Annotated in this window: 25 protein-coding genes; 14 read left to right on the forward strand and 11 right to left on the reverse strand. The window is 71.0% G+C overall.

Features of this window, described 5'->3' with window-relative positions; genetic code table 11:
• Positions 1–144: 144 nt before the first annotated feature.
• Both ACWD4O_RS05215 and ACWD4O_RS05220 read right to left on the reverse strand, forming a co-directional pair.
• Positions 145–792, reverse strand: a complete 648-nt coding sequence (locus ACWD4O_RS05215) for an RNA polymerase sigma factor (RefSeq protein ID WP_451277552.1) — start codon at positions 790–792, stop codon at positions 145–147.
• A gap of 221 nt (positions 793–1013) precedes the next feature.
• Positions 1014–1415 carry a hypothetical protein gene (locus ACWD4O_RS05220; RefSeq protein ID WP_451277554.1) on the reverse strand — a complete coding sequence of 134 codons (402 nt, stop codon included), beginning with the start codon at positions 1413–1415 and terminating at the stop codon, positions 1014–1016.
• Between the two features lie 137 nt (positions 1416–1552).
• Between ACWD4O_RS05220 and ACWD4O_RS05225 the strand changes: the two genes are divergently transcribed.
• Positions 1553–2020, forward strand: coding sequence for a DUF1877 domain-containing protein (locus ACWD4O_RS05225; RefSeq protein WP_451277556.1), 468 nt, complete (start codon positions 1553–1555; stop codon positions 2018–2020).
• Positions 2021–2057: 37 nt separating this feature from the next.
• Here the strand turns inward: ACWD4O_RS05225 and ACWD4O_RS05230 are convergent, their stop codons facing one another.
• A complete protein-coding gene (locus ACWD4O_RS05230; RefSeq protein ID WP_451277558.1) occupies positions 2058–2624 on the reverse strand; it encodes a hypothetical protein in 567 nt (188 codons plus the stop codon).
• A 154-nt stretch (positions 2625–2778) separates the two neighbouring features.
• Positions 2779–4449 (reverse strand): beta-N-acetylhexosaminidase, encoded by a 1671-nt coding sequence (locus tag ACWD4O_RS05235; protein ID WP_451277560.1) that lies wholly within the window; start codon positions 4447–4449, stop codon positions 2779–2781.
• A 177-nt stretch (positions 4450–4626) separates the two neighbouring features.
• Here ACWD4O_RS05235 and ACWD4O_RS05240 point away from each other — a divergent pair, with 177 nt between their 5' ends.
• The 6 genes from ACWD4O_RS05240 (at position 4627) to ACWD4O_RS05265 (ending at position 9626) form a co-directional block, all read left to right on the forward strand.
• On the forward strand, positions 4627–5181 hold the full coding sequence (locus ACWD4O_RS05240) for a 2-oxo-4-hydroxy-4-carboxy-5-ureidoimidazoline decarboxylase (RefSeq protein ID WP_451277562.1): 555 nt from the start codon (positions 4627–4629) through the stop codon (positions 5179–5181).
• Positions 5182–5432: 251 nt separating this feature from the next.
• Positions 5433–5813 carry a succinate dehydrogenase, cytochrome b556 subunit gene (gene sdhC / locus ACWD4O_RS05245; RefSeq protein ID WP_351908706.1) on the forward strand — a complete coding sequence of 127 codons (381 nt, stop codon included), beginning with the start codon at positions 5433–5435 and terminating at the stop codon, positions 5811–5813.
• Positions 5814–5818: 5 nt separating this feature from the next.
• On the forward strand, positions 5819–6301 hold the full coding sequence (locus ACWD4O_RS05250; RefSeq protein ID WP_351908704.1) for a succinate dehydrogenase hydrophobic membrane anchor subunit: 483 nt from the start codon (positions 5819–5821) through the stop codon (positions 6299–6301).
• Between the two features lie 19 nt (positions 6302–6320).
• On the forward strand, positions 6321–8075 hold the full coding sequence (gene sdhA, locus ACWD4O_RS05255) for a succinate dehydrogenase flavoprotein subunit (RefSeq protein WP_351908702.1): 1755 nt from the start codon (positions 6321–6323) through the stop codon (positions 8073–8075).
• Entirely contained in the window at positions 8075–8854 is a 780-nt protein-coding gene (locus ACWD4O_RS05260; RefSeq protein WP_450950791.1) for a succinate dehydrogenase iron-sulfur subunit, read from the forward strand. Before sdhA ends, ACWD4O_RS05260 begins: the two co-directional genes overlap by 1 nt.
• 160 nt (positions 8855–9014) lie before the next feature.
• Positions 9015–9626 carry a Uma2 family endonuclease gene (locus tag ACWD4O_RS05265; RefSeq protein ID WP_451277566.1) on the forward strand — a complete coding sequence of 204 codons (612 nt, stop codon included), beginning with the start codon at positions 9015–9017 and terminating at the stop codon, positions 9624–9626.
• A gap of 7 nt (positions 9627–9633) precedes the next feature.
• Here the strand turns inward: ACWD4O_RS05265 and ACWD4O_RS05270 are convergent, their stop codons facing one another.
• The gene (locus ACWD4O_RS05270) at positions 9634–10092 is read right to left on the reverse strand and encodes an SMI1/KNR4 family protein (RefSeq protein WP_451277568.1); all 459 of its coding nucleotides are present in this window, start codon (positions 10090–10092) and stop codon (positions 9634–9636) included.
• A 106-nt stretch (positions 10093–10198) separates the two neighbouring features.
• On the opposite strand from ACWD4O_RS05270, the gene ACWD4O_RS05275 reads away from it, so the two are divergent.
• The 4 genes from ACWD4O_RS05275 (at position 10199) to ACWD4O_RS05290 (ending at position 12465) form a co-directional block, all read left to right on the forward strand.
• Positions 10199–10612, forward strand: coding sequence for a VOC family protein (locus tag ACWD4O_RS05275; RefSeq protein WP_451277569.1), 414 nt, complete (start codon positions 10199–10201; stop codon positions 10610–10612).
• 108 nt (positions 10613–10720) lie between these two features.
• On the forward strand, positions 10721–11137 hold the full coding sequence (locus tag ACWD4O_RS05280; protein ID WP_351908693.1) for a hypothetical protein: 417 nt from the start codon (positions 10721–10723) through the stop codon (positions 11135–11137).
• Positions 11138–11142: 5 nt separating this feature from the next.
• Entirely contained in the window at positions 11143–11649 is a 507-nt protein-coding gene (locus ACWD4O_RS05285; RefSeq protein WP_451277758.1) for a thiol-disulfide oxidoreductase DCC family protein, read from the forward strand.
• Positions 11650–11688: 39 nt separating this feature from the next.
• A complete protein-coding gene (locus ACWD4O_RS05290) occupies positions 11689–12465 on the forward strand; it encodes a TetR family transcriptional regulator (protein WP_451277760.1) in 777 nt (258 codons plus the stop codon).
• Positions 12466–12489: 24 nt separating this feature from the next.
• Here the strand turns inward: ACWD4O_RS05290 and ACWD4O_RS05295 are convergent, their stop codons facing one another.
• Positions 12490–14892, reverse strand: coding sequence for an MMPL family transporter (locus ACWD4O_RS05295; protein WP_451277762.1), 2403 nt, complete (start codon positions 14890–14892; stop codon positions 12490–12492).
• Between the two features lie 165 nt (positions 14893–15057).
• Here ACWD4O_RS05295 and ACWD4O_RS05300 point away from each other — a divergent pair, with 165 nt between their 5' ends.
• Positions 15058–15747, forward strand: coding sequence for a response regulator transcription factor (locus ACWD4O_RS05300; protein ID WP_450946251.1), 690 nt, complete (start codon positions 15058–15060; stop codon positions 15745–15747).
• Entirely contained in the window at positions 15744–17189 is a 1446-nt protein-coding gene (locus ACWD4O_RS05305; protein ID WP_451277572.1) for an ATP-binding protein, read from the forward strand. The genes ACWD4O_RS05300 and ACWD4O_RS05305 overlap by 4 nt, the downstream gene beginning before the upstream one ends.
• An 88-nt stretch (positions 17190–17277) precedes the next feature.
• Here the strand turns inward: ACWD4O_RS05305 and ACWD4O_RS05310 are convergent, their stop codons facing one another.
• From ACWD4O_RS05310 to ACWD4O_RS05325, 4 genes are all read right to left on the reverse strand, one after another.
• Positions 17278–17688 carry an ATP-binding protein gene (locus ACWD4O_RS05310; RefSeq protein ID WP_451277574.1) on the reverse strand — a complete coding sequence of 137 codons (411 nt, stop codon included), beginning with the start codon at positions 17686–17688 and terminating at the stop codon, positions 17278–17280.
• 118 nt (positions 17689–17806) lie between these two features.
• Positions 17807–19345, reverse strand: coding sequence for an ABC transporter substrate-binding protein (locus tag ACWD4O_RS05315; RefSeq protein WP_451277576.1), 1539 nt, complete (start codon positions 19343–19345; stop codon positions 17807–17809).
• 228 nt (positions 19346–19573) lie between these two features.
• A complete protein-coding gene (locus ACWD4O_RS05320; RefSeq protein WP_451277578.1) occupies positions 19574–21058 on the reverse strand; it encodes a metallophosphoesterase in 1485 nt (494 codons plus the stop codon).
• A gap of 2 nt (positions 21059–21060) precedes the next feature.
• On the reverse strand, positions 21061–21309 hold the full coding sequence (locus tag ACWD4O_RS05325; protein ID WP_351908678.1) for an SCO4848 family membrane protein: 249 nt from the start codon (positions 21307–21309) through the stop codon (positions 21061–21063).
• 91 nt (positions 21310–21400) lie between these two features.
• Here ACWD4O_RS05325 and ACWD4O_RS05330 point away from each other — a divergent pair, with 91 nt between their 5' ends.
• A complete protein-coding gene (locus tag ACWD4O_RS05330) occupies positions 21401–22726 on the forward strand; it encodes a D-alanyl-D-alanine carboxypeptidase family protein (RefSeq protein WP_451277580.1) in 1326 nt (441 codons plus the stop codon).
• On the opposite strand, the gene ACWD4O_RS05335 is transcribed toward ACWD4O_RS05330, so the two are convergent.
• Positions 22680–23597, reverse strand: a complete 918-nt coding sequence (locus ACWD4O_RS05335) for a YihY/virulence factor BrkB family protein (RefSeq protein WP_451277582.1) — start codon at positions 23595–23597, stop codon at positions 22680–22682. The two genes, ACWD4O_RS05330 and ACWD4O_RS05335, sit on opposite strands and share 47 nt — an antisense overlap.
• Positions 23598–23681 lie beyond the last annotated feature (84 nt).

Here is a 23681-nt window from a genome sequence, read left to right on the forward strand (position 1 = left end):
TCTGTTCGGTTCGTTCTCTGTTCGGTTCGTTCTCTGTTCGGTTCGTTCGCGTGATTGCCCGTGAAAACGTTTGTGGAACGTCCGCGGCAACCTTCGTGGGAGCGTTCGCCGTCCCTGATCGATACGGGCCGCGGCCGCCGCCGTTCACCTTGACTCCCCCAGCGTCCGGGGGCCGTCATCCGTCACACCTTCGCCCGCGCCGTCGCCCGCGCCCTCGACGCCGAGTTGGCGGGCGAGCCGTTTCAGACCCCGGTGCGCGGCCGTGCGGACGGCGCCGGGGCGCTTGCCGAGGACGCGGGCGGCGGCGGGGCCGTCCAGCCCCACCACGACCCGCAGCAGCACGGCCTCGGCCTGGTCGCGCGGCAGCCCGCGGACCAGGTCCAGGGCACGCTCGGTGGACAGGGACTCCAGCGCCTGGTCGTGGGTGCTGTGCGGCCCGGGCAGGTCGAGGACGGCGTCCTGCTCCAGCACCGCCGCCGAGCGCGGCCGCACCCGCAGCCGCCGCAGGTGGTCGAGGGCCCGGTGCCGGGCGATGGTCGCCGTCCAACCGCGGAACCCGGCGCCGTCGCCCTGGAAGCGGCCGAGGTCCCGGGCGATCTCCAGCCAGGCGTCGGAGGCCACGTCCTCGGCGTCGTCGCCGACGATGCCGCGCAGATAGCCGAGCAGTCCGGGCTGCACGATCCGGTACGCGACGGCGAACGCCGCCTCGTCGCCGCCCTGGGCCCGTGCCACCGCCGCGCCCAGTTCCCCGTCGTACGGCTGTGCGCGCCGGGTTTCCCCTCCCTGGCCCAAGACTGTCCTCGTTCGTACGGAGTTCGTTGCGGGCACGCGACTCCCCCGCCGGACGCCGGGTCCTGACGCGGCCGCGCTCCCACGGTCATCAGCGCCGGGCCACACAGAAGTGTCACAGCGTCCGCACCCCTCGGTCGGCCGGGGACAGCCGGATCGGCTCTCCCCCGTCCCAGCGGACGGCGCCCGCGAAGCGTCACAGGACGCCCCCGCGCCCCCTCGTCTCATCTCATCGCGTCCCGGCAAAGGAGCCGTAGCGATCCATGGCCGCCGAAGCAGCGGCGGGCCTCGTCGAGGGGTTCCCACAGGCGGCCGTCGGGGGTGCGGACCCAGTGGTCGCCGCCCGCGGCCCACCACTCGGCGCCGGCCTGCCGGACGATCACCTCGCCGGCGTAGGCGCCGAGCCCGCGCAGGGTGTCCGCCACGGCGGAGTACGGCGTGCCCGCGCGCCGCAGGTCCTCGATCAGGCGGTCGACGCGCCACAGGCTCTGCGCGGAGTGGTCGAGGTGTCGCCGCGTGCCGTCGGGCGCGGCGGCCACCGCCTCCGCGGCCCACCGCACGGGTCTCGTCGCGGCGGAGGGTCGGGGCGGCGGCTGTCCGGTCTGCTCGGTCGTCGTACGCGTCACACTCAGAAGAGCGAGGTCAGGCCGTGTTCTGTCACTCGCGTCCGGGCCCTCCGCGAGACCGCCGCAGAACCGGCCCGGCTCCACCGCACCACGAGCACAGAAGTGATACTTCTGCGCTCCCGTGCGCTCCATGAGTGATGAGCGCGTACCTCCAGCTCCGCGCCGTACCGCCTGCGGCACTGCGCAACAGCGCGACCTGGCTGCGGAAGCTGTTCGACGACGACCAGGACACCGTGCGGGACCGGATGAACCGGCACCGGGCGCCGACCCTCGACGGCCGCTACGGCGACCACCAGTTGCTCTACCCCGACGCCCCTGTCGTGCTCGGTGGGGAGCGCGTGCACCGGGCCGGTTCGAAGGAGCCGCCGTGCGTGCTGCTGACGGTGGCCCAGACGATCCGGGTCGCCGGGTTCCTCGCGGGCAGCGACTTCGACGACCTGTGGCGCCCGGCCCGTGCCGAGCTGCTGCCTCGGTACGGCGGCGCGGCCGAGGAGACCCGCACCCGGGCCGCCTTCGCCTCGGCGCACCGGGAGCTGACGGCCTTCTACACCGCGACCGCCGAGCACCGGGACGCCGTCGTCAAGCGGCTGATGCCCGTGCCGTGAGCGGCCCGGCCCCGCTCACTTGCGTCACCTGGTCCGCTCACTTACGTCCCCGGGCCCGCCGGGACACCACCGCGCGCAGCACCCGGCGGCCCTCGGTGGACACTTCCAGGGCCCGGCGCAGTCCGCCCGCGCCGTGGTCGGCGAGCACTTCCAGGACGGTGATCTGGCGGCGCAGCTCGGCGGCGACCAGGGGCGACATGCCCTCCGTGCGGCCTTCCCGGCGCGAGTCGACCGGGGAGGCGTCCACGGGCCGGTCGAGGAGGCGGTGGATCTGCAGCGAGGCGACGGAGCAGGCGTCGGCCCACATCCGTACTTCGGCGTCGTAGCGGTCGCCCGGGGCGGCGGCCAGCATCCGGCGGACGAGCAGCGCGGCCTCGTCGCCGTCCTCGTCGCCGTCCTCCTGCGGGGACTCCAGGCTGTCGCGCGCCTGCTCCAGCAGCTTGCCCCAGTCGGCGGCGTCCGAGGACTCCGTGAGGTTCCCCCACAGGGGTCGCAGGATCTCGTCGTCGCCGCCGAGCAGCGGCACGCACCGATCCAAACAAGCCAGCCCGCTGGCAGCCAGTCCGCGTTCGTCGGCCTGAGCGATCAGTTCCACCAGGCTCATCCACGCCTCCCTCGCCAGGGCGCCGACCTTAACGGAGCCCACACTTCCCCTTACTGCGTGCGACGGGCCGGGAGTGTCACAGACGAGGTTTCGGCCAACCGGGGCTTCGGGTCGGGCGGCGACCCCGGCTTCCGTGCGGGTTTCGCGCCGGGCTTCAGCCCAGCCGTCCCGCGAGCGCCTTGAACTGGGTCCAGGTCAGGTCCGGCGTCCCCGCGTCCCACAGCTTCTGCGAGGTCGCCCGCAGCGGCATCCGGATGCCCGCGGCGACCTGCGCCTGCGTCTGGGAGTTCGCGAGGTCGCACCAGACCGCGAGGGAGCCGCCGAGTATCTGGGCGTCGTACTTCGCGGCGACCGGTGTCGTGCCGCGCAGCACCCGCGGGGTCCACTGCTCGTAGATGCGCTGCCCGGTCGGGTAGACGAAGGTCTGCGGCTCGCCGAGGACGTAGTACAGGTACTCGTCGTTGTAGTTGAGCACCTTGCGCCCCGCGCTGAGGTACTCCACCGGCTGCCGGGCACCGATCTCCTTGCCGGTCCAGTACGCGACCACGAGGTCGGAGGCCGGCTTCACCGACGTGCCGCGGAAGAAGCCGTCGTTCCACACCCGCATGGACCGGTCGTGGGCGCGGACGGTGTCGGCGCGGTCGTTGAGCCAGCCGGTGGCGAGGTCGGCGACGCCCGCGCCGGAGCCGTACCGGGCCGTCGCGGCGGCGGCGAGCTGGGGGTAGGAGGCGGCGGGGCTGGACACGGTCAGTGCCTGGTACTCGTCGCCGCCGAGGTGCCAGTAGGCGCCGGGGAACAGGGGTGCGTATTCGTTCAGCAGGTCGTCGAGGAGACTCGCGGAGGCGTCCTTGGAGATGTCGATCGCCCCGCGGGTCGCCACGCCGTTCACGTTGCGCAGCTGCAGCTCGGGGTGGGCGGCGAGGACGGCGCCCAGGTGTCCGGGCGAGTCGATCTCGGGCACGACGGTGATGTGCCGCTGGGCCGCCAGCGCGACGATGCTCCTGACCTGCGCCTTGGTGAGGTGTTCCGTGGCGACGATCTCCGGGTGGGTGTCGGACTCGATCCGGAAGGCCTGGTCGTCGGAGAAGTGCAGGCCGAGCTGGTTGAACTTCAGGTCGCCGAGTTCGCGCACCCGGTCCTCGATCCAGGCGGCGCTGAAGTTCTTGCGCGCGATGTCCAGCATGAAGCCGCGCTGCGGCTTGGCCGGCTGGTCGCGGACCACGCCCTCCGGCGCCCTACCGCCGCCGTGCACCTCCTGCTTGAGGGTGCGGGTGCCGTAGAACACGCCGGCGTCGGAGGGCCCGCTGATGGTGACCCGCCCGCCCTGCACGGTCATCGTGTACGACTCCGGGTTCGCGCCCTTGCCGGCGTTGAGCGCCAGCCGCAGGTCGCCGGCGCGCACGTCGTCCTTCTCGCCCGCGTACGTCATGCCCAGTTCGCCGGCGACCAGCCGCCCCTCGTCGGCGAGCCGGGAGTCGCTCACCACGACGCGGTTCGCGGTCGCCGGACGCCAGCCGGGGCCGCGCGCCGGGGTGTGGGAGCGGACGGCGGGGATGGTGCGGGGGGCGGTGGACAGGGCGTAGGAGCGGCTGGGCGTCGGGCTCGCGGTCGTGGCGGCGGCCGGGGTTCCCGCGGAGGTCCCGGCGGCGGCCTGCTGGGAGGCGGCCGACCCGGCCGGCGTCCCGTCGGCGCCCCCGGAGCCGGACGAGGCCCACAGCCCCGTCCCCACGCCGAGCGCTGCGACGAGCCCGCCCGCCACCAGCGCCGGTGCGACGACCTTCCGCTGCGGCTTCTTCGGGGCTTTGCGATGCCTGTGCCTGCTCACTCCGCCAACCGTACGACGCTCATCCGGAGCAGGCGCGCCGAAGACCGCGCGATGGAGTCCACGACACGTTCTGAAACTCTCTCGTTCGGGTGAAATTCAGGCATCCGTCAGACACGTAGTGACCGCTCTCGGTAACGTGACGACACATCTTTCACTGCATCCCCTGCCACATCACTCGTGACGCGAGGATCCACGCTGCCTGCGCACCGCCTTTCCCATCTCTCCGGACGCCTCGCCATACCGGCGCAGACCCGGACCTCACCCGCACCTCTGCTGGACGGCTTCAACTCCGCCTCCGCCGATGCGGCGCACCACATCCTCCTCGCCTGCCTCCGCAGCCTCCGCTGGGCCCGCCGCGTCGCCGACCACCGGCCCTATCCGACGCTGGAGGCCCTTCTGGCCGCCTCCGACGAGGCCGCCTACGACCTGGCCCCGGGCGATCTGGCGGAGGCGTTGGCGGCGGAGTCCCTGCCGACCCTGCCGGAGGACACCTACGGGGCGGCGCACATGGCGCTGGGCGCGGCCCACGCGGCCTACGAGGCGAAATTCGGACATGTGTTCGTCATCTGCCTGGACGGCGTCCCGCAGGACGAGTCCCTGGACCACGTCCTCGAAGCCATCCGGTCACGATTGACAAACGATCCGGAGGACGAGCGGGTGGGAGCGGCAGAAGAACTCCGCCGCCTCGCAAAGCAACGGCTGACCGACCACCTGAGGGGCGCGGGGCTGTGACGACGTGCGGCTCCGCCGCGTGGGCACGGCCGGCGCACGACGGCGCGACACCCGGCCGATAACGGCCCACCCCACCCCAGATGCCGCAAACCTCACCCATACGCGTGCCGGTTTGATCACACCGGTACTCCCGGCGTAAGCCCAGCGGCAGCACGTCGCTACGATGCTGGGGGCCGGTGGACCGTACCCGGCCGGGCCCGTCCGACGCCGAAGCCGGCAGGCCCCAATCCCCGCTCCCGGAGGGTTCTTCCGTGCCGGCTGGAACGCTGTACCGCGGCCGGGAAGGAATGTGGTCCTGGGTGGCTCATCGAGTCACCGGCGTCCTCATCTTCTTCTTCCTGTTCGTACACGTGCTGGACACCGCTCTCGTGCGTGTCTCCCCCGAGGACTACGACAAGGTCGTAGCCACGTACAAGACCCCGATCGTCGCCGTGCTCGAGTACGGCCTCGTCGCCGCCATCCTCTTCCACGCGCTCAACGGTCTGCGGGTCATCGCCGTCGACTTCTGGTCGAAGGGCCCGCGCTACCAGAAGCAGATGCTCTGGAGCGTCGTGGGCCTGTGGCTCGTGCTGATGCTCGGGGCGATCTACCCCGTTCTCGGGCACGCCGCTCGTGAACTGTTCGGGAGCTGACACCGATGGCCACCACTGAAACCACCGCAGCCGGCATCGGCCCCGTCGAGGGCGGTTCCGTCTACAGCGTGGACAACCCGGCGCCCGTCATCGAGGCTCCGCGCAAGCGCACCAAGAAGACCCCGAAGTCCACCCGGGGCAACTTCGAGATGGCCGCCTGGCTGTTCATGCGCCTGTCCGGCGTCGTGCTCGTCGTCCTGGTCCTGGGCCACCTGCTGATCCAGCTGGTGCTGGACGGCGGCGTCTCCAAGATCGGCTTCGCCTTCGTGGCCGGCCGCTGGGCGAGCCCCTTCTGGCAGGTCTGGGACCTGGCGATGCTGTGGCTCGCGATGCTGCACGGGGCCAACGGCCTGCGCACGGTCATCAACGACTACGCGGAGCGCGCGAACACCCGGCTGTGGCTGAAGGGCCTGCTCTACACCGCCACGGTGTTCACCATCCTGCTGGGCACGCTGGTGATCTTCACCTTCGACCCGAACATCCGCTAGGCACGGGGTTGCGAGAATCATGAAGATCCACAAGTACGACACCGTCATCGTCGGCGCGGGCGGCGCCGGTATGCGCGCCGCGATCGAGTCGACGAAGCGCAGCCGCACCGCCGTGCTGACCAAGCTCTACCCCACCCGGTCCCACACGGGCGCCGCGCAGGGCGGCATGGCCGCCGCGCTGGCCAACGTGGAGGAGGACAACTGGGAGTGGCACACCTTCGACACCGTCAAGGGCGGTGACTACCTGGTCGACCAGGACGCCGCCGAGATCCTGGCGAAGGAGGCCATCGACTCCGTCCTCGACCTGGAGAAGATGGGCCTGCCCTTCAACCGGACGCCCGACGGCACGATCGACCAGCGCCGGTTCGGCGGTCACAGCCGCAACCACGGCGAGGCCCCGGTCCGCCGGTCCTGCTACGCGGCCGACCGCACCGGCCACATGATCCTGCAGACGCTCTACCAGAACTGCGTCAAGCACGGCGTGGAGTTCTTCAACGAGTTCTACGTCCTCGACCAGCTGATCACCGAGGAAGACGGCGTCAAGAAGTCGTCGGGCGTCGTCGCGTACGAGCTCGCGACCGGCGAGATCCACGTCTTCCAGGCGAAGGCCGTGATCTACGCGTCCGGCGGCACCGGCAAGTTCTTCAAGGTGACGTCGAACGCGCACACGCTGACCGGTGACGGCCAGGCCGCCGTGTACCGCCGTGGGCTGCCGCTGGAGGACATGGAGTTCTTCCAGTTCCACCCGACCGGCATCTGGCGCATGGGCATCCTGCTGACGGAGGGCGCCCGCGGTGAGGGCGGCATCCTGCGCAACAAGGACGGCGAGCGCTTCATGGAGAAGTACGCGCCGGTCATGAAGGACCTCGCGTCCCGTGACGTCGTGTCCCGCTCCATCTACACGGAGATCCGCGAGGGCCGCGGCTGCGGTCCCGAGGGCGACCACGTCTACCTGGACCTGACGCACCTCCCGCCGGAGCAGCTGGACGCCAAGCTCCCGGACATCACCGAGTTCGCGCGCACCTACCTCGGCATCGAGCCCTACACGGACCCGATCCCGATCCAGCCCACCGCGCACTACGCGATGGGCGGCATCCCGACGAACGTCCAGGGTGAGGTCCTCAGCGACAACACCACGGTCGTCCCGGGTCTGTACGCGGCCGGCGAGGTCGCGTGCGTGTCGGTGCACGGCGCGAACCGGCTGGGCACCAACTCGCTGCTGGACATCAACGTGTTCGGCAAGCGGGCGGGCATCGCGGCGGCGGAGTACAGCCAGAAGGCCGACTACGTCGAGCTGCCGGAGAACCCCGCCCAGCAGGTGATCGACCAGGTCGAGCACCTGCGCGCCTCCACGGGCACCGAGCGGGTGGCGGTCCTGCGCCGCGAGCTGCAGGAGACCATGGACGCGAACGTCATGGTGTTCCGCACCGAGCAGACGATCAAGACGGCGGTCGAGAAGATCGCCGAGCTGCGCGAGCGCTACCGGAACGTGTCGATCCAGGACAAGGGCCGCCGGTTCAACACGGACCTGCTGGAGGCCATCGAGCTGGGCAACCTGCTCGACCTGGCCGAGGTCATGGCGGTGTCGGCGCTGGCCCGCAAGGAGTCCCGCGGCGGTCACTACCGCGAGGACTACCCGAACCGCGACGACGTCAACTTCATGCGCCACACCATGGCGTACCGCGAGGTCGGCGACGACGGCAGCGAGACCGTCCGTCTCGACTACAAGCCGGTCGTGCAGACCCGCTACCAGCCGATGGAGCGTAAGTACTGATGGCAACCCCTGTTCTGGACAAGGCGGACGCGGCCGGCCAGCCCGAGCCCGGCTTCGCCGACTCCCCCTACATCACGGTCACCTTCCGGATCCGCCGCTTCAACTCCGAGGTCTCGGCGGAAGCGGTCTGGGAGGACTTCCAGCTGGAGATCGACCCCAAGGAGCGGGTCCTCGACGGCCTCCACAAGATCAAGTGGGACCTCGACGGCACGCTGACCTTCCGCCGTTCCTGCGCCCACGGCATCTGCGGCTCGGACGCGATGCGGATCAACGGCAAGAACCGTCTCGCCTGCAAGACCCTGATCAAGGACCTCAACCCCGAGAAGCCGATCACGGTCGAGCCGATCAAGGGTCTGACGGTCCTGAAGGACCTGGTCGTGGACATGGACCCGTTCTTCCAGGCGTACCGCGACGTGATGCCCTTCCTCATCACGAAGGACACCAACGAGCCGACCCGGGAACGCTTCCAGACGGCCGAGGACCGCGAGCGCTTCGACGACACGACGAAGTGCATCCTCTGCGCGGCCTGCACGTCGTCCTGCCCGGTGTTCTGGAACGACGGCCAGTACTTCGGCCCGGCGGCCATCGTGAACGCCCACCGCTTCATCTTCGACTCGCGTGACGAGGCGGGCGAGCAGCGCCTGGAGATCCTGAACGACAAGGACGGCGTCTGGCGCTGCCGCACGACGTTCAACTGCACGGACGCCTGCCCGCGCGGCATCGAGGTCACCAAGGCGATCGCCGAGGTCAAGAAGGCGCTGATCACGCGCCGCTTCTGACTCCGTCGGCTCCGCTGAGGGCCCCGTTCCAGTGGATTCCACTGGAACGGGGCCCTCAGGCGTTCAAACGCCACGATCGGGTGAACGTGATCAAGACGGACACCGGGGCGGTGTCCGGCCTACGATGTTGCTCTCGACACCAGCCCCTAGGAGGCACGCGATGTCCGCAGCATCCGTCGAGCGGCCCCACGGCGACCGTCCGCTGATCGCGGAGGCGAACCGTCTCGTGGATCGCAACCCGGGCTATCGCGTCGAGATCATCGGAGGCCAGATCCTCATGTCCCCGCCCCCGGACGGTGCGCACGCCTGTGCCCTGACCGACCTGATGGTCCCCTTCCTCGCGGCGGGACTGCACGGAGCGGAGTCACAGGTGCTCCAGGGCATCGGGCTTTGGCTGCCGAGCGGTGCCGAGGACTACGCGATCCCGGACCTCGCGCTGGTGGATGCCGACGTCCAAGAACACCTCGTCGAGAACAACTGCTACGACCCCGTCTGCTTCCGTCTCGTCCTGGAAGTCACCTCCAGCAACTACCAGTCCGACCTACGCACCAAGGTCGCCGCCTACGCCGGCGCCGGTGTTCCCGTGTACGTCATCGTCGACCGTAAACACCAACGTCTCCATGTCCTGACCGACCCGGCCAAGGGCGAGTACGGCAATCACCGCGTCCATGCCCCCGGGGAACTCGTCACCCTCCCCGACTCCATCGGTGCCAAGGTCGCTCTGGACGTGACGGAGATCCTCACGGCGGGACAGCCGAAGCGGAGCGACTGAGCCTCTGTCACCACGAGGCATACCACTCGGGATCCCCGCTCCCGAGCCGCCGTCGAAGGTAGTCCTCCAGGCTGCTCGCCACCCACCGCCGGCTGTCCGTCTCGTGATCCCAGACGAAGACGTCCGACCGCTCGGGCTTCACCACGAAGGCGAAGAGATCACCGTTGCCGCCCTCCCCGAACAGCAGCAGCGGATCGAACGGCATATAGAGCCCCCGGAATTCGACCGAACTCCGGAACTCGAGATTCCGGTCCACGACCTCGCCGACCGAACACACCACCCCGGCCCCGAACTTGTCGCGGGCCCCGTCGGCCATGCGCCAGAAATCCTTCAACGCGGCAGGAAGCGGATGCCCCAACACCACTTCCGCGACCCGCATCTCCTCCTCGCACCCGGGTCCGCCCGCCACTTCCACGTCCCCCGCGAGCGAGGAGATGAGCTCGATCCACATGCGCTCATCCTTCATGGATCTGCACCATGCACAACCCTCGCCGCGCGACGAGAACGCAGACGCCTCGCAACTCAACGAGACATTTGTCCAGATTTGAGCGACGGGCACCTAATCTGATCGCATGTCAGATGACCAGTCGTACGACCTGCTCGGGTTCGACAACGTCCTGCTGCCCGTCGGCGATCTCGGCGAGGCCGTCGCTTTCTACGGGCGGGCGGGTTTCGCGGTGGCGTTCCGGCTCGACGAGGCCGGGATCGTGTTGCTGAAGGTCGGGGGCGAGACGCCGGGGATCCTGCTGCGGCAGGAGGAGGGGCTGGGGCATCGGCCGCCGGCCTGGCCGTCCACGCGCGTGTGGATGGAGGTGCCGGACGCGCGGGCGGCGGCCCGGCGGCTGGCCGGCGCCGGGATCGCCGCGCTCGATCCGCCGTTCCCCGTGGCGACCGGGTGGACGGTCGAGGTCGCGGACCCCTGGGGGAACGTCCTCGGGTTCACGGACTACTCAAAGCGGCCCGAGCTCGGACGCCCACTCGGTTGAACGTGTTCAAAAACAGGTCTACAGTTTTCCCTGTCAGCGTTTTGAACGTGTTCAAGAGCGCGTTCGGCTACGCGTTCGCGTGCAAGCGTTCGCGAAAGGGTGGGGAACATGGACCGCACGGTCATCGCCTACGTCATCTACCTCGTCGTCAGCATCGGACTCACCGTCTGGGTGGCCAGGACCCTCAGCCGCAACGGGCGGATCTTCCTCGCCGACGTGCTGCAGGGGAACGAGAAGCTCGCCGACGCCGTCAACCACCTCCTGGTGGTCGGCTTCTACCTGGTCAACCTCGGCTTCGTCGCGCTCTACCTGAGCGGCGACGACACCATCGAGGACACCCGCGGCATCTTCGAGGCCCTGTCGACCAAGGTGGGCGTGGTGCTGCTGGTGCTCGGTGCGATGCACCTGGGCAACGTGTACGTGCTCAACCGGATCCGGCGGCGCGGGATCATGGAGCGCGAGCAGCTCCCGCCGGTCGCCCCGCAGGGCTGGGCCACCCCGTCGGCGCCCACGGCCGGGGCGTGACGACCATGGCCGCCGAACAGGCCGCCGCCGCGGACCGGGACGCCCTTCGCGTCCCGGTCCGCGGGCTCACCGTCCTCTACGACCCCGACTGCTCCCTGTGCGCGTTCCTGCGCGACTGGCTGGGCCGGCAGCCGCAGCTGGTGCCGCTGGAGTTCGTCCCGGCGGCCTCCGCCGAGGCCTGCGCCCGCTTCCCCGGGCTCGACCACCGCGCCACCCTCGACGAGATCACCGTCGTCGGCGACTCCGGGCAGGTCTACACGGGCGCCGCCGCCTGGATCGTCACCCTGTGGGCGCTGCGCGAGCACCGTCCGATGTCCCACCGGCTGAGCACGCCCGCCGGGGCGAAGGTCGCGCGGGCCGTGGTCCTCGCCGCCGCGAAGTGGCGCGACGGGCAGGGCGCGGGCTGGGGCGGGGGCGTGTACCGCCGGGGCGACGGGTGGTCGTACGACCCGTACCAGGGCTGGGCCTACCACCCGCCCACCTGTGCCGACGGCTCCTGCTCCACTCGTTAGGCTCCTTCCGTGCCTGCGAACATCGAGAACCCCGGCGAGATCCCCGGCGAGGACGCCGACCGTGGCGACGCCGACCCCGGCGTCACCGGTCATGACGACGCCGTCGCGCCCGTCAGCAAGTCCGAGCAGACCCGCGCCCTGATCCTGGAGACGGCGATGCGGCTGTTCCAGGAACGCGGCTACGACAAGACGACGATGCGGGCCATCGCCAAGGAGGCCGGGGTCTCGGTCGGCAACGCGTACTACTACTTCGCCGGCAAGGAGCACCTGATCCAGGGCTTCTACGACCGGCTCGCCGCCGAGCACCGGGCGGCCGTCCGGGACGTCCTGGCCCGGGAGACGAGCCTGGAGGCCCGGCTGGCGGGGGTGCTGCGGGTCTGGCTGGACGTGGCGACGCCGTACCACGAGTTCGCGGTCCAGTTCTTCAAGAACGCGGCCGACCCGGACAGCCCGCTGAGCCCGTTCTCCGCCGAGTCGGAGCACGCGCGCGTGGAGGCCATCGCCGTCCACAAGGAGGTGCTCGCGGGGTCGAAGGCGAAGGTGCCGGAGGAACTGCGGGAGGTGCTGCCCGAGTTGATGTGGCTCTCGCAGATGGGCCTCGTCATGTACTGGATCTACGACCGCACCGAAGGGCGCGAGCGCAGTTACCGGCTGGCCGAGCGCGGCGCGCGGCTCACCGCGCGGGGCGTGGCGCTGGCCCGGTTCCGGGTGCTGCGGCCGCTCGTCCTGGAGGTGCACGACCTGTTCACGGACTTCCTGCCCGGCATGACGAACGCCCTGCCGGATCCGGCAGGGCGTTCGGGCAAGGTCGGCTGACGTCAGGGCCGGCTGACCACAGGGTCAGTTGACCTCCGACATCTCCGTCAGCTCCACGTCGTACACCAATGGTTCTCCCGCGACCCTCACCTGGCGGGCCCGGGAGTCGTAGGAGTCGGCCGTCGCCGCCAGCAGATACGTCCCCGGGGCCGGGACCGAGACGATGTAGGAGCCGTCGGCCAGGGAGGTGACGCGGTCCAGCTCCCGGCCGCCCAGGGACCGGAGCGTGACCGCCGCGCCCTCGACCGGGTCGCCGGCCGTGTCCCGGACGAAGCCGTGGACGACGGAGGACGGGCCCTCGCCCGCCGCGGCCGGCGCCGCGGGCTCCTCCTTCGGCTCCACCGCCAGATGCGGCAGCCGCTTCTCCAGCCAGCCCGGCAGCCACCAGTTGGAGTCGCCGAGCAGGTGCATCGCGGCCGGGACCAGGGCCGTGCGCAGGATGAACGCGTCCAGGGCGACCGCCGCCGCGAGACCGACGCCCGCCATGGCCGCGCCCGCGTCGCCGCTGAGCACGAACGCGAGGAACACACAGACCATGATCAGGGCCGCCGAGTTGATGACCCGGCTGGTCTCCGCGAGGCCGACGCGGACCGCGCGGGCGTTGTCGCGCGTGTGCACCCACTCCTCGTGCATCCGGCTGACCAGGAAGACCTGGTAGTCCATCGACAGGCCGAAGAGCAGCGACAGCATGATGACCGGCAGGAAGGCGTTGATCGGGCCCTCCTTGCCGAGGCCGAGCAGTTCCAGGCCCCAGCCCCACTGGAAGATCGCGACGAGGACGCCGAAGGAGGCCGCCGCCGCGATCAGGTTCATCACGGCCGCCGTCAGCGGCACCACCAGGGAGCGGAAGGCGACCAGGAGGAGCAGGAAGCCCAGGCCGATGATGGTGGCGACGAACAGCGGGAGCCGGTCGCCGGTGACCGTGGCGAAGTCCTTCGAGACGGCCGTCACCCCGCCCACATGGGCCTCGACCCCCGCCTCGGCGACGACGTCCTCGCGCAGCCGGTCGATGAGCGTGTCCGTCTCCTCGGACTGCGGGGAGGTCGTGGGCACCACCTGGATGACGGTGACGCCCTGTGCGGGCGGCAGCGCGGCCGCCTGGGCCACGCCGGGCGTCTCCTCGATGCTCTTGACCAGCGCGGTGGTGTCACCGCCCTGCACGACCACCTGGAGCGGGCCGTTGAAGCCCGGCCCGAAGCCCTCCGCGAGCAGGTCGTAGGCCTTGCGGGTGGTCGTCGCGGCGTCGTCGTTGCCCTGGTCGGTGGCGCCGAGGCGGAGCGACAGCACCGGCAGCGCGAGGACGGCCATGACGACGAACGCGAGCGCGGCGATCGTCCGGGGCCTGCGCTGCACGCCCGTCGACCAGCGGGCCGCGGGTCCGCTCGTCCTCTCCGGCTCGGGGCCGGTCGCCTCGAGCCGGCGCCGCTGCTTGCGGCTCAGCACGCGCCCGCCCAGGAAGCCGAGCAGCGCGGGCAGCAGGGTGGTGGCGGCGAGGACGCTCAGCACCACGGTCAGGGAGGTGCCGATGACGACGCCGTCCAGGAAGCGCAGGTTCGTGACCAGCATCCCGGCGAGCGCGATGCACACCGTGCCGCCCGCGAACAGCACCGCGCGGCCCGAGGTGTTGAGGGCGGTGACCGCCGACTCCTCGGGGTCCAGGCCGCGCAGGACGCCCTTGCGGTGCCGGGTGACGATGAACAGGGCGTAGTCGATGCCGACGCCGAGGCCGATCAGCGAGGAGAGCAGCGGGGCCAGGTCGGGGATGTCGGTGACATGGCTCAGCAGCTGGGTCCCGAAGAGGCCCATGCCGACGCCGAAGATCGCGATGGCGAGCGGCAGCAGCATCGCGAAGAGCGAGCCGAAGGCGAGGAACAGGACCACGGCGGCCGCGCCGAGGCCGACCATCTCCGCGAGGCCGGTGGGCGGTTCCTGCACCCGCATGATGGCCTGGCCGCCCAACTCGACCTCCAGGCCGTCGCGTTCGGCGCCCTGTGCGGTGTCGACGACGTCCTGGACGAGTTCCTTGGGCACGGCGTTCGCCTGCTCGGTGAAGGTGATCTGGGCGTAGGCGATCCGCCCGTCATCGCTGATCTGCGCCGTGCCCCCGTCCCCCGAGTACGGGCCGGCGACCTGGCCGACGCCCTTCATCTTCGCTATCTCGTCAAGCGCCGGCTGGATCCGGGACTGCACGTCCCGGTCGCGGACCGAGCCCTCGTCGACCTTCCACACGACGGTGTCGGTGTCGCCCGCGCGCGCGGGAAACGCCTTCTCCATCAGGTCGTACGCCTTCTTGGAGTCCGTGTCGGGGAGGGAGAAGACGTTCGCGTAGTCCGTGCCCGCCGTCGAGGCCGAGAATCCCAGGCCGAACAGCGCCCCCACCCACAGCAACAGGACCACCAGCCGATGCCGGTAACACCAGCGCGCCAATGCCGCCACGATCGAGCTCCTCACTCACAGTCGGATGGTCCCCCCAGGTCCTGGGAACAGGATCGGCAGCGGCACACGCGTGTGGACACGGCACGCCCATGACTCTCAAGGAACTCCAAAGACCGTTCCGGCCCGGCTGTCGGCGGCCCGCCCGATACTGGGGGCATGACGACGGCCCAAGGCACCGTGCTGGTCGTGGAGGACGAACCGAGCATCGCGGACGTCCTCGCCATCGCCCTGCGCTACCACCGCTTCGAGGTCATGATCGCGGGCACCGTCCGCGAGGCCCTCGCGCTCGCCGGCCGCACCCGGCCCGACGTGGCGCTGCTGGACGTGATGCTGCCGGACGGCGACGGCCGGGCGCTGGGGCGTGAACTGCGCGCCCGCAGGCCGGACCTGGCGCTCGTCTTCCTCACCGCGCGGGACGCGCCGGCCGAGATCGTCGGCGCCCTCGGCTTCGGCGACGACTACATCACCAAACCGTTCGACATCGACGTGGTCGTCGCGAGGATCACGGCGGTGCTGCGCCGGACCCGGCCGGCCGACGTCCTCCCGCAGCGGCCGCCGCTGCGGTACGGCGATCTGGAGCTGGACGACACGACGTACAGCGTGCACCGCGCGGGGCGCTCGGTCGAGCTCACGCCCACCGAGTACGCGCTGCTGCGGTTCCTGGTGCGCAACGGGGGCCGGATCGTGCCCAAGGAGCAGCTCCTGCGCCACGTCTGGCAGTACGAGCACACACCGCCGGAGTCGACGGTCGTCGAGACCTACATCAGCTATCTGCGGCGCAAGCTGGACGGCCTGGGAGCGCCGGTGATCACCACGCGGCGGGGCGTGGGATACGGGCTGGCATGAGGCGGGCGCACCGGCACGGCGTCCACTCCCTGCGGATCAAGCTGACCGCGGCGAACGTCTTCCTGCTCGCGCTCGGCATCGTCGTGGCCACCGCCGTCAGCCTCATGGGGATGCGGCACTATCTGCTCGGCCAGGTGGACGCCCAGCTGACCAAGATGCGTGATTCGCTGGGCAGTTCGCAGCTGACCATGCGGGAGATCGACTCGCTGAGCGTGCTGAGCGTCATCAGCGACCGCTACTCGCTCCAGGCGACGGACGCCCGGCCGGCCCCGGACTCGATCTTCACCGCCGTCGACGGCGAGGGCACGGTCCTCACCCTCTTCGGCATCAGGCCCACCGAGGCCCAGCACGGACTGGCGGACGCCGTGCACGATCCGCGGGCCCTCGCCGCCGACAGCGGCCCGCACGCCGTCAGCGTGCACGGCGCCGCCTACCGGGCGACCGCGACCCGGCTCCCCGACGGCACGTACATCCTGCTGGCCACCTCCACCGAGGGCCTCCACAAGGGCATAGCGAAGGCCCTGAAGCTCGACGTCGCCGTCGGCACGCTGCTGCTCGCCCTGCTCGCCTGTCTGACCCTGTTCAGCGTGCGGCGGCGGATGCGGCCGCTGGAGGACATGGTGGAGACGTCGTCGGCGATCGCCGAGGGCGACCTGACCCGGCGCGTGCCCTCCAGCCACCACCCCACGCAGGAGGTCGAGCAGCTGCGGCTCGCCCTGAACTCCATGCTCCACCAGGTGGAGACGGCGTACCGCACGCGCGAGCGCAGCGCGGCCCAGCTGCGCCGCTTCGTCGCCGACGCCTCGCACGAACTGCGCACCCCGCTGTCCGCGATCCGCGGCTATCTCCAGCTGTTGGAGCAGGGGATGCTGGTCGAGCCCGGGGAGCGCAGACGGGCCTGGGACCGGATGAACGGCGAGGTGGACCGCATGGGCCGGCTCATCGACGAGCTGCTCACCCTGGCCCGCCTCGACCAGCGGCCCGAGCTGCGGCTGCGCAACGTCGACGTGAGCCGGCTGGTGCGGGACGCGGCACAGGACCTGCGGGCCCAGCAGCCCGGGCGGCCGGTCACGGTGGAGGCCGACGGCGCCGTCCTGGTGTGGGCCGACGAGTCGGGGCTGCGGCAGGTGCTGGGCAACCTGGTGGCGAACGTCCGCACGCACACGGCGGCCGATGTGCCGGTGCGGCTCGCGTTGGAGCGCGCGGACGGCGTCGTACGGCTGTCGGTCGAGGACAAGGGGCCGGGGCTGGGCGCGGAGGACGCGGCGCGGGTCTTCGACCGCTTCTTCCGGGCCGGCGGCGGCGCGGGCAGCGGGCTGGGCCTGGCGATCGTGCAGGGGGCGGTCCGGGCGCACGGCGGCGAGGTGAGCGTGCGGACGGCGCCGGGCGAGGGCCTGGAGGTGGCGGTGACGCTGCCGGCGCGGCTTACGGGCTGCGAATAAGCGCTCCGCTGGTGCCGCGAGGTGCCGCGATGGGCCGTCGATTCGGTGCGGCGCCGTCGTGGCTGGTCGCGCAGTTCCCCGCGCCCCTTCAGGGCGCTGCTGTGGGTTCGACGACCAGGGCCCAGACCGTCTTGCCGTGCCGGCCTCGGCTCCAGACGCCCCACGCGGCGGCGATGTGCTCCACCAGGTGCAGGCCCCGGCCGTGTTCCTCCCACTCCCCGACCGGCCGCAGCCGGGGTTCGACCCGGCCCTCGTCGGAGACCTCTATCAGGCAGGAGCCGTCGCCCAGGGCGGTGACGGCCACCTCGAACTCCCGCTCCCGCAGCGGCCCGTGGCGTACGACGTTGGTGGCCAGCTCGGACACGACGAGGACGGCGTCGACCAGCGCCGGGTCCTCGGGGCCGTGCCCCCAGTCGGCGAGATGGTCGCGCACCCGGCGCCGGGCGAGACCGACGGACGCCGGGTGCCGGGGCAGCCGGAAGGAGTTGCGTCTCAGCACGTCTGCTCCTCACCTCCTGCACACCTCCGTCACATGGTGCCGCGTCGGGTGCCTGCCCGGTGGGGTGGGTGCGCATGCCCGCTGACGGGATCAAGCCCGCGGGCCGGGGTGATTCGGCTCAGATCCAGTCGAGCTTCCACAGCCGGAACACGCCGTTGCCGTCGGCCAGATACTGGCCGCCGCCGATGTCCGAGCTGGTGACGATGTACTCCTTGCGCTGCCACAGCGGGATGACCGGCACGTCCTCGGCGACGACCTGCTGGAGGTCGCGGAAGTCGTCGTCGACCCGGCTGCGGTCGGCGAACTGCTGGCTGTCGGTGATGTAGCCGTCGACCTTCTTGTTGCTGTAGCCGGTGTTCATGGTGGAGTCGGTGCCGACGAGCGGGGCCGCGAAGGTGTCCGGGTCGGGGTAGTCGGCGACCCAGCCGACGGCGTACGCGTCGAGTTTGCCGGTGGCCCACCGCTTCTGGAAGTCGGTCCACTCGTAACCCTTGACGTTCACCTTGAACAGGCCGCTCGCCTCCAGCTGCCGCTTGAGCTCGGTGGCCTCGGCCGCCGCGGAGCCGCTGCCCAGGCCGTAGCCGTAGGTGAAGCTCACCGGGACGCTGACGCCGGCCTCCTCCAGCAGCTTGCGCGCCTTCTTGGCGTCCGGGTCCGGGTAGCTGTCGAAGAAGGAGGTGGTGTGGCCGGTGATGCCGGTCGGGATGAGCGAGTACAGCGGCTCGACGGTCCCGTCGTATACGGTCGACGCGAGCTGCGCGCGGTCGATCAGCCAGGCCAGTGCCTTGCGGACGTCCGTTTCGTGCAGCGGCGAGCCGGAGCGGGTGTCGAAGTACAGGTTGCGGGTCTCGGAGCTGTCGGCCTCGGTGACGCGCATGTCGGGGTCGCTGGCGTTGAGAGCGGCGAGGACCTTGGGCGGCAGCTGCCGGGTGGCGGCCTGGACCTCCTTGGCCTGCCAGGCCTTGTCCAGGGCCTCGGGGTCGGCGTAGTAGCGCAGCTCGATCGGCGCGCCGGTGTCCACCGCGCCCCGGTAGCCCGAGTTGGGCGACAGGACGACCTTCTTGCCCTTCGAGTACCCCGTCAGCCGGTACGGGCCGCTGCCGTCGACATCGTTGCCGGTGCGCAGGGCGTCGGCCGGGTAGCGGGTGTGGTCGACGATCGAGCCGGCTCCGGTGGCCACCTTGAACGGGAAGGTGGCGTCCGGCGACGACAGATGGAAGGTGGCGGTCATGCCCTTGGCGTCCACCGACTTCAGGGTGGAGAACAGCGACGCGGGACCGACGTCCGAGTTGATCTTCTTGACCCGGTCGAAGGAGAACTTCACGTCCTCGGCCGTGACCTTGTCGCCGCCGGTGAAGGTGAGGTCGTCGCGCAGCTCGCAGGTGTAGGTGGTCAGGCTGCCCTTCGCGAAGGAACAGCTCTTGGCCGCGTCCGGCACGGGCGAGACGCCGCCGGGCTCGTAGGTCAGCAGCGACTGGAAGACGTTGCTGAACAGCGCCCAGGAGCCGGCGTCGTAGGCGCCGGCCGGGTCGAGCGAGGTGACGGTGTCCGTGGTGCCGACCGTGATGGTCTCGTCGCTCTTGTCCTGCGACGGCAGCAACTGCCAGCCGCCCACCGCGACGACCGCGAGAACCAGCAGCGTCACGAGTATCCGCATGCGAGCCGATCGCATGGTGGTGTCCTGCCTCCCGGCCCTCGAGACCGGGCCCAGTCCACAAAAAACTGCCACTCCCCATGGCGGCGGGCTCACCTAATCACAGGGGTTTCAGGTGACGGAAGAGGATTCTGACGACATGAGAAAACCCTTACCCACGCACTGTTTCAGCCGAGTTTCACAGCTTCTCCACAGGTCCCTCCGCGCCCCGGGCGACGCCCCGGCCGGCCGTCAGGTCCGCGTCGACGCCAGTTGGATCACGGTGATGTCGGACGGGGCTCCCACGCGCGTGGGCGGGCCCCAGGCGCCCGCGCCCCGGGACACGTACAGCTGCGTGTCGCCGTAGCGCTCCAGGCCCGCCACGGTCGGGTTCGCGGCGGCGGCGATCAGGTTGCCGGGCCACAGCTGGCCGCCGTGCGTATGGCCGGAGAGCTGGAGGTCGACGTCGTGGCTCACGGCGTCGTGGATCTGCACGGGCTGGTGGGCGAGGAGCACGCACGCGCGCGTGGTGTCACGGTCGCCGAGCGCCCTGGTGAAGTCGGGGCCCTGGCCGTCGCTCTCGCCCGCGATGTCGTTGACGCCGGCCACGTCGAACCAGGGCAGCTCGGTGCGGGCGTTCTCCAGCGGGTTCAGGCCGAGCCGGCGCACCTCCTCGACCCACTGCTCGGCGCCGGAGAAGTACTCGTGGTTGCCGGTGACGAAGAAGCTGCCGTGCCGCGCCTTCAGCTGCGCGAGCGGGGCGGCCGCCGGGCCCAGGTCCTTGACGCTGCCGTCGACCAGGTCGCCGACGACCGCGATCAGGTCGGGCTGCGTCGAGTTGATCGTGTCGACGACCCGCCTCGCGAAACCCCGGCCGAGGACGGGGCTCAGGTGGATGTCGCTGACGACCGCGATCCGGTAGCCGTGGGCGGCGCGCGGCAGCTTGGCCAGCGGCACGGTCACCCGCTTGACGCGGGGGCCGCGCAGGACGCCGTAGGTGCCGTAACCGACCGTCCCGACGGCGGCCGCGGCGGCCGCGCCGCCCACGACCCGGGAGACGAACAGCCGCCGCGAGGGCCCGCCGACCGTCCCTTCGGACGCCTTGCCGTCCCCTGGCCGATCGGACCTCGGCCCGGCAGCCCCCGGCCCGGCAGTCGCCGTCTCACCGGACCCTGGCCCGTCGGGCCCGGACGGGTCGGGCGCGGTCTCGCCGGGCGCCGGTCGGTCGGACGCCGGCCGGTCGGACGTCGGCCGGTCGGACGTCGGCCGGTCGGACGTCGGGGCGTCGGGCTCGGGTCCGCCGGCCCCCGGACGGTCGGACGTCGGCCGCTGGTGCTCCGGGGCGCCCACCGGGAGCGGTTTCTGGCCCGGCTGCGGCTGCGGCTGTGACCGGGGGTGCGGCGCGGGCGTCCCGGCGGTCGCCGCGCGCCGCTGAAGGAAGCGGCGCAGCAGTGGGCGTACGGCCTCGCCGACGACCACGGCCAGCATGAGGTACATCGCCAGGGCCAGCCACAGGAAGCCGGGCCAGGCCAGGACGCGTTGGAGCCAGAACGGCGCGCCCGTGCGTTCGGCGACCAGGGCGCCGATCGCCAGCACCCAGCCGCCCGCGATCAGCGCCGCGCCCCCGCGGCGCGCCCAGCCGGGCCCGCGGGTCGTGTCGTGGAACAGACGGCGCCACAGGTACCAGTTGGCTGCGACGATCACGGTCAGCGCGAGCAGCGCGAAGACGATCACCATGGCTAGGACGTCCGTCCGGGCCGTCCGAGTGCGCGCAGACCGCGCAACCCGATGCCCCCGACGACCGTCCCCAATACGAAGGAAACGACGGCGAGCGTCAGGTGCACCCAGAAGTACGCCGTGGGGTCGCCGTCGTCGAACGCGAGCCCGCTGCTGTCCTTGACCAGGTTTTTGACGAAAGTGACCCAGATGACCCAGCTCCACACCCCGAAGGCGAGCAGGAACCAGGAGACGGGGCGGCTGAGCTTCATGCGTTCAGTATCACCGCAGGGTGTCCGGTTCCGTGACCGGGGTGGGGAGGGCGGTGGGACTTCCCGTCGTGTGCCAGGTACTTTCTCCGACGTGCCCGCACCCATGAAGCAGACCGTCAGGCGCTCCCTGCTGGTCACCTCCGCGACCCTCGCGTCCTTCGCGCTCACCGCGCCCGCCTCGCTCGCGGCGCCGAGTCCGACGCCGTCGCCGTCCGCGTCGCCGAAGGCCAGTGCGTCCCCTTCGGCCGGTCCGTCCGTCACTCCCCCGGCGAACATGTCGACCGTGGGCGGGACGCGGCTCGGTCAGGCCGGGACTCAGGTGGCGATCGCCGGGGGCGCGCCGGTGCTGCCGAAGGACATCAGCGCGCGGTCGTGGATCGTCGCCGACGCCGAGTCGGGGGACGTGCTGGCCTCGCACAACGCGCACTGGCGGCTGCCCCCGGCGAGCACGCTGAAGATGCTCTTCGCGGACACCGTGCTGCCGAGGTTCCCCAGGACCACCGCGCACAAGGTCGTGCCGGCGGACCTGGCCGGCATGGGGTCCGGCTCCAGCCTGGTCGGCATAAAGGAGGGCGAGACGTATACGGTCCACGACCTGTGGCTCGGCGTCTTCCTGCGGTCGGGCAACGACGCCGTGCACGTCCTGTCGGCGATGAACGGCGGCGTCCGCGCCACGGTGAAGGAGATGAACGAGCACGCCGAGGAGCTCCAGGCCCTCGACACGAACGTCATCTCCCCCGACGGGTACGACGCCCCCGGCCAGGTGTCCTCGGCGTACGACCTGACGCTGTTCGCCCGCTCGGGTCTGCAGAAGAAGGACTTCCGGGAGTACTGCTCGACCGTCTCGGCCAAGTTCCCGGGCGCGACGACGAAGAACAAGAAGGGCAAGACGACCCGCGGGACCTTCGAGATCCAGAACACCAACCGGCTGCTCAGCGGCGACTACGACATGACCCAGTACCCGGGCATCGCGGGCGTCAAGAACGGCAACACCACCAACGCGGGCGCCACCTTCACCGGGGTCGCCGAACGCAACGGCCGGGTGCTGCTCGTCACGGTCATGAACCCGTCGAAGACGGACCACAACGAGGTCTACAAGGAGTCCGCGGCCCTGCTCGACTGGGGCTTCCAGGCGGCCGGCAAGGTGACGCCGGTGGGGGAGCTGGTCGCGCCGCAGGGCACGACGCAGGCCAGCGCCCAGCCCGGCGCGAACGCCTCCCCCGAGGCGGCCGGGGAGGCCGGCGGCGCGGGGAACGTGTCGTCGAAGCCGGTGGCGGGCGCGGTGGCGGAGAACGGCTCCGGGGGCATGTGGATCGCGCTGGCGATCGCCGGCGGCCTGCTGGTGCTGCTGGCGGGCGGCGCGTTCCTGGTCAACCGCCGCTGGCCGCTGCCGGACCTGGTACGACGTCGTCGCTGACGTCGATGTCCTGGGGGTCGTCGGGTGCACTGCCGGTCGCCGTCCAGGCCGCGCAGTACAGGACCAGCTTCGAGGTGAAGTTGATCCACAGCAGCAGGGCGATGGGCACACCGAACGCGCCGTACATGCTCTTCGCGGCCACGCCCTGCATATAGCCGCTGAGCAGCAGCTTCAGCAGCTCGAAGCCGACGGCGCCGAGGAGCGCGGCGACGACCAGCCGGCGGCGGGTCGGTTCGACGCCCGGCAGCAGCGTCAGGACGTACAGCAGGAGCAGGAAGTCGGCGAGGACGGCGACGGAGAACGCGGCGACGCGCAGCAGCAGGCTGCCCCAACCCGCCTTGTCGATGCCGAGTTGGTCGGTGATCCAGCCGACCAGGGCCGAGGCGACGGTGGAGATGGCGAGGGTGAGCAGGACCGCGCCGCCCAGCCCGACGAGGACGCCCGCGTCCTTGGCCTTGCGCAGGAGCGGGTTCTCGTCGCTGTCCGGCAGCTCCCACACCGCGCGCAGACAGTCCCGCATCTGGCCGACCCAGCCGATGCCGGTGAACAGCAGCACCGCGCCGGCGATGAGGCCGATGGCGCCGGCGTTCTGGACGAGGCCGTTGATGTCCAGCTGGTCGGAGATGCCGGGCACCTGATCGGTGATCTTGTCCTGGAGCTCCTGCTGCTGGGACGTGCTCAGCGTGGCGGCGGCGATGGCGGCGGCGACGGTCAGCAGCGGGAAGAGCGCGATGAAGCTGATGAACGTCATCGCGGCGGCGAGCCGCGTCCACTTCACCCGGTCCAGGCGCTCGTACGACCGCCACGCGTGGGTGGCGGTGAGCCGCGTGACCAACGGCCCGATTCCGGGAAGCTTTTTCAGCCAGTCCATGATCCGACTCTGCCCTTCTCGGGGACACCCGATGTCCTGGTACCCCCATTTCGGGGAGCGAGCAGGCAGCACGGGACGTTTCAT

Source organism: Streptomyces sp. NPDC002623 (genome assembly GCF_053592635.1).

Coding starts and splice junctions, on each gene's coding strand:
- ACWD4O_RS05225 (WP_451277556.1), top strand. CDS start 1,553: ATGAGCGCGTACCTCCAGCTCCGCGCCGTACCGCCTGCGGCACTGCGC.
- ACWD4O_RS05230 (WP_451277558.1), bottom strand. CDS start 2,624: ATGAGCCTGGTGGAACTGATCGCTCAGGCCGACGAACGCGGACTGGCT.
- ACWD4O_RS05250 (WP_351908704.1), top strand. CDS start 5,819: ATGGCCACCACTGAAACCACCGCAGCCGGCATCGGCCCCGTCGAGGGC.
- sdhA (WP_351908702.1), top strand. CDS start 6,321: ATGAAGATCCACAAGTACGACACCGTCATCGTCGGCGCGGGCGGCGCC.
- ACWD4O_RS05260 (WP_450950791.1), top strand. CDS start 8,075: ATGGCAACCCCTGTTCTGGACAAGGCGGACGCGGCCGGCCAGCCCGAG.
- ACWD4O_RS05265 (WP_451277566.1), top strand. CDS start 9,015: ATGTCCGCAGCATCCGTCGAGCGGCCCCACGGCGACCGTCCGCTGATC.
- ACWD4O_RS05270 (WP_451277568.1), bottom strand. CDS start 10,092: ATGAAGGATGAGCGCATGTGGATCGAGCTCATCTCCTCGCTCGCGGGG.
- ACWD4O_RS05275 (WP_451277569.1), top strand. CDS start 10,199: ATGTCAGATGACCAGTCGTACGACCTGCTCGGGTTCGACAACGTCCTG.
- ACWD4O_RS05280 (WP_351908693.1), top strand. CDS start 10,721: ATGGACCGCACGGTCATCGCCTACGTCATCTACCTCGTCGTCAGCATC.
- ACWD4O_RS05285 (WP_451277758.1), top strand. CDS start 11,143: ATGGCCGCCGAACAGGCCGCCGCCGCGGACCGGGACGCCCTTCGCGTC.
- ACWD4O_RS05300 (WP_450946251.1), top strand. CDS start 15,058: ATGACGACGGCCCAAGGCACCGTGCTGGTCGTGGAGGACGAACCGAGC.
- ACWD4O_RS05305 (WP_451277572.1), top strand. CDS start 15,744: ATGAGGCGGGCGCACCGGCACGGCGTCCACTCCCTGCGGATCAAGCTG.
- ACWD4O_RS05315 (WP_451277576.1), bottom strand. CDS start 19,345: ATGCGGATACTCGTGACGCTGCTGGTTCTCGCGGTCGTCGCGGTGGGC.
- ACWD4O_RS05320 (WP_451277578.1), bottom strand. CDS start 21,058: ATGGTGATCGTCTTCGCGCTGCTCGCGCTGACCGTGATCGTCGCAGCC.
- ACWD4O_RS05325 (WP_351908678.1), bottom strand. CDS start 21,309: ATGAAGCTCAGCCGCCCCGTCTCCTGGTTCCTGCTCGCCTTCGGGGTG.
- ACWD4O_RS05335 (WP_451277582.1), bottom strand. CDS start 23,597: ATGGACTGGCTGAAAAAGCTTCCCGGAATCGGGCCGTTGGTCACGCGG.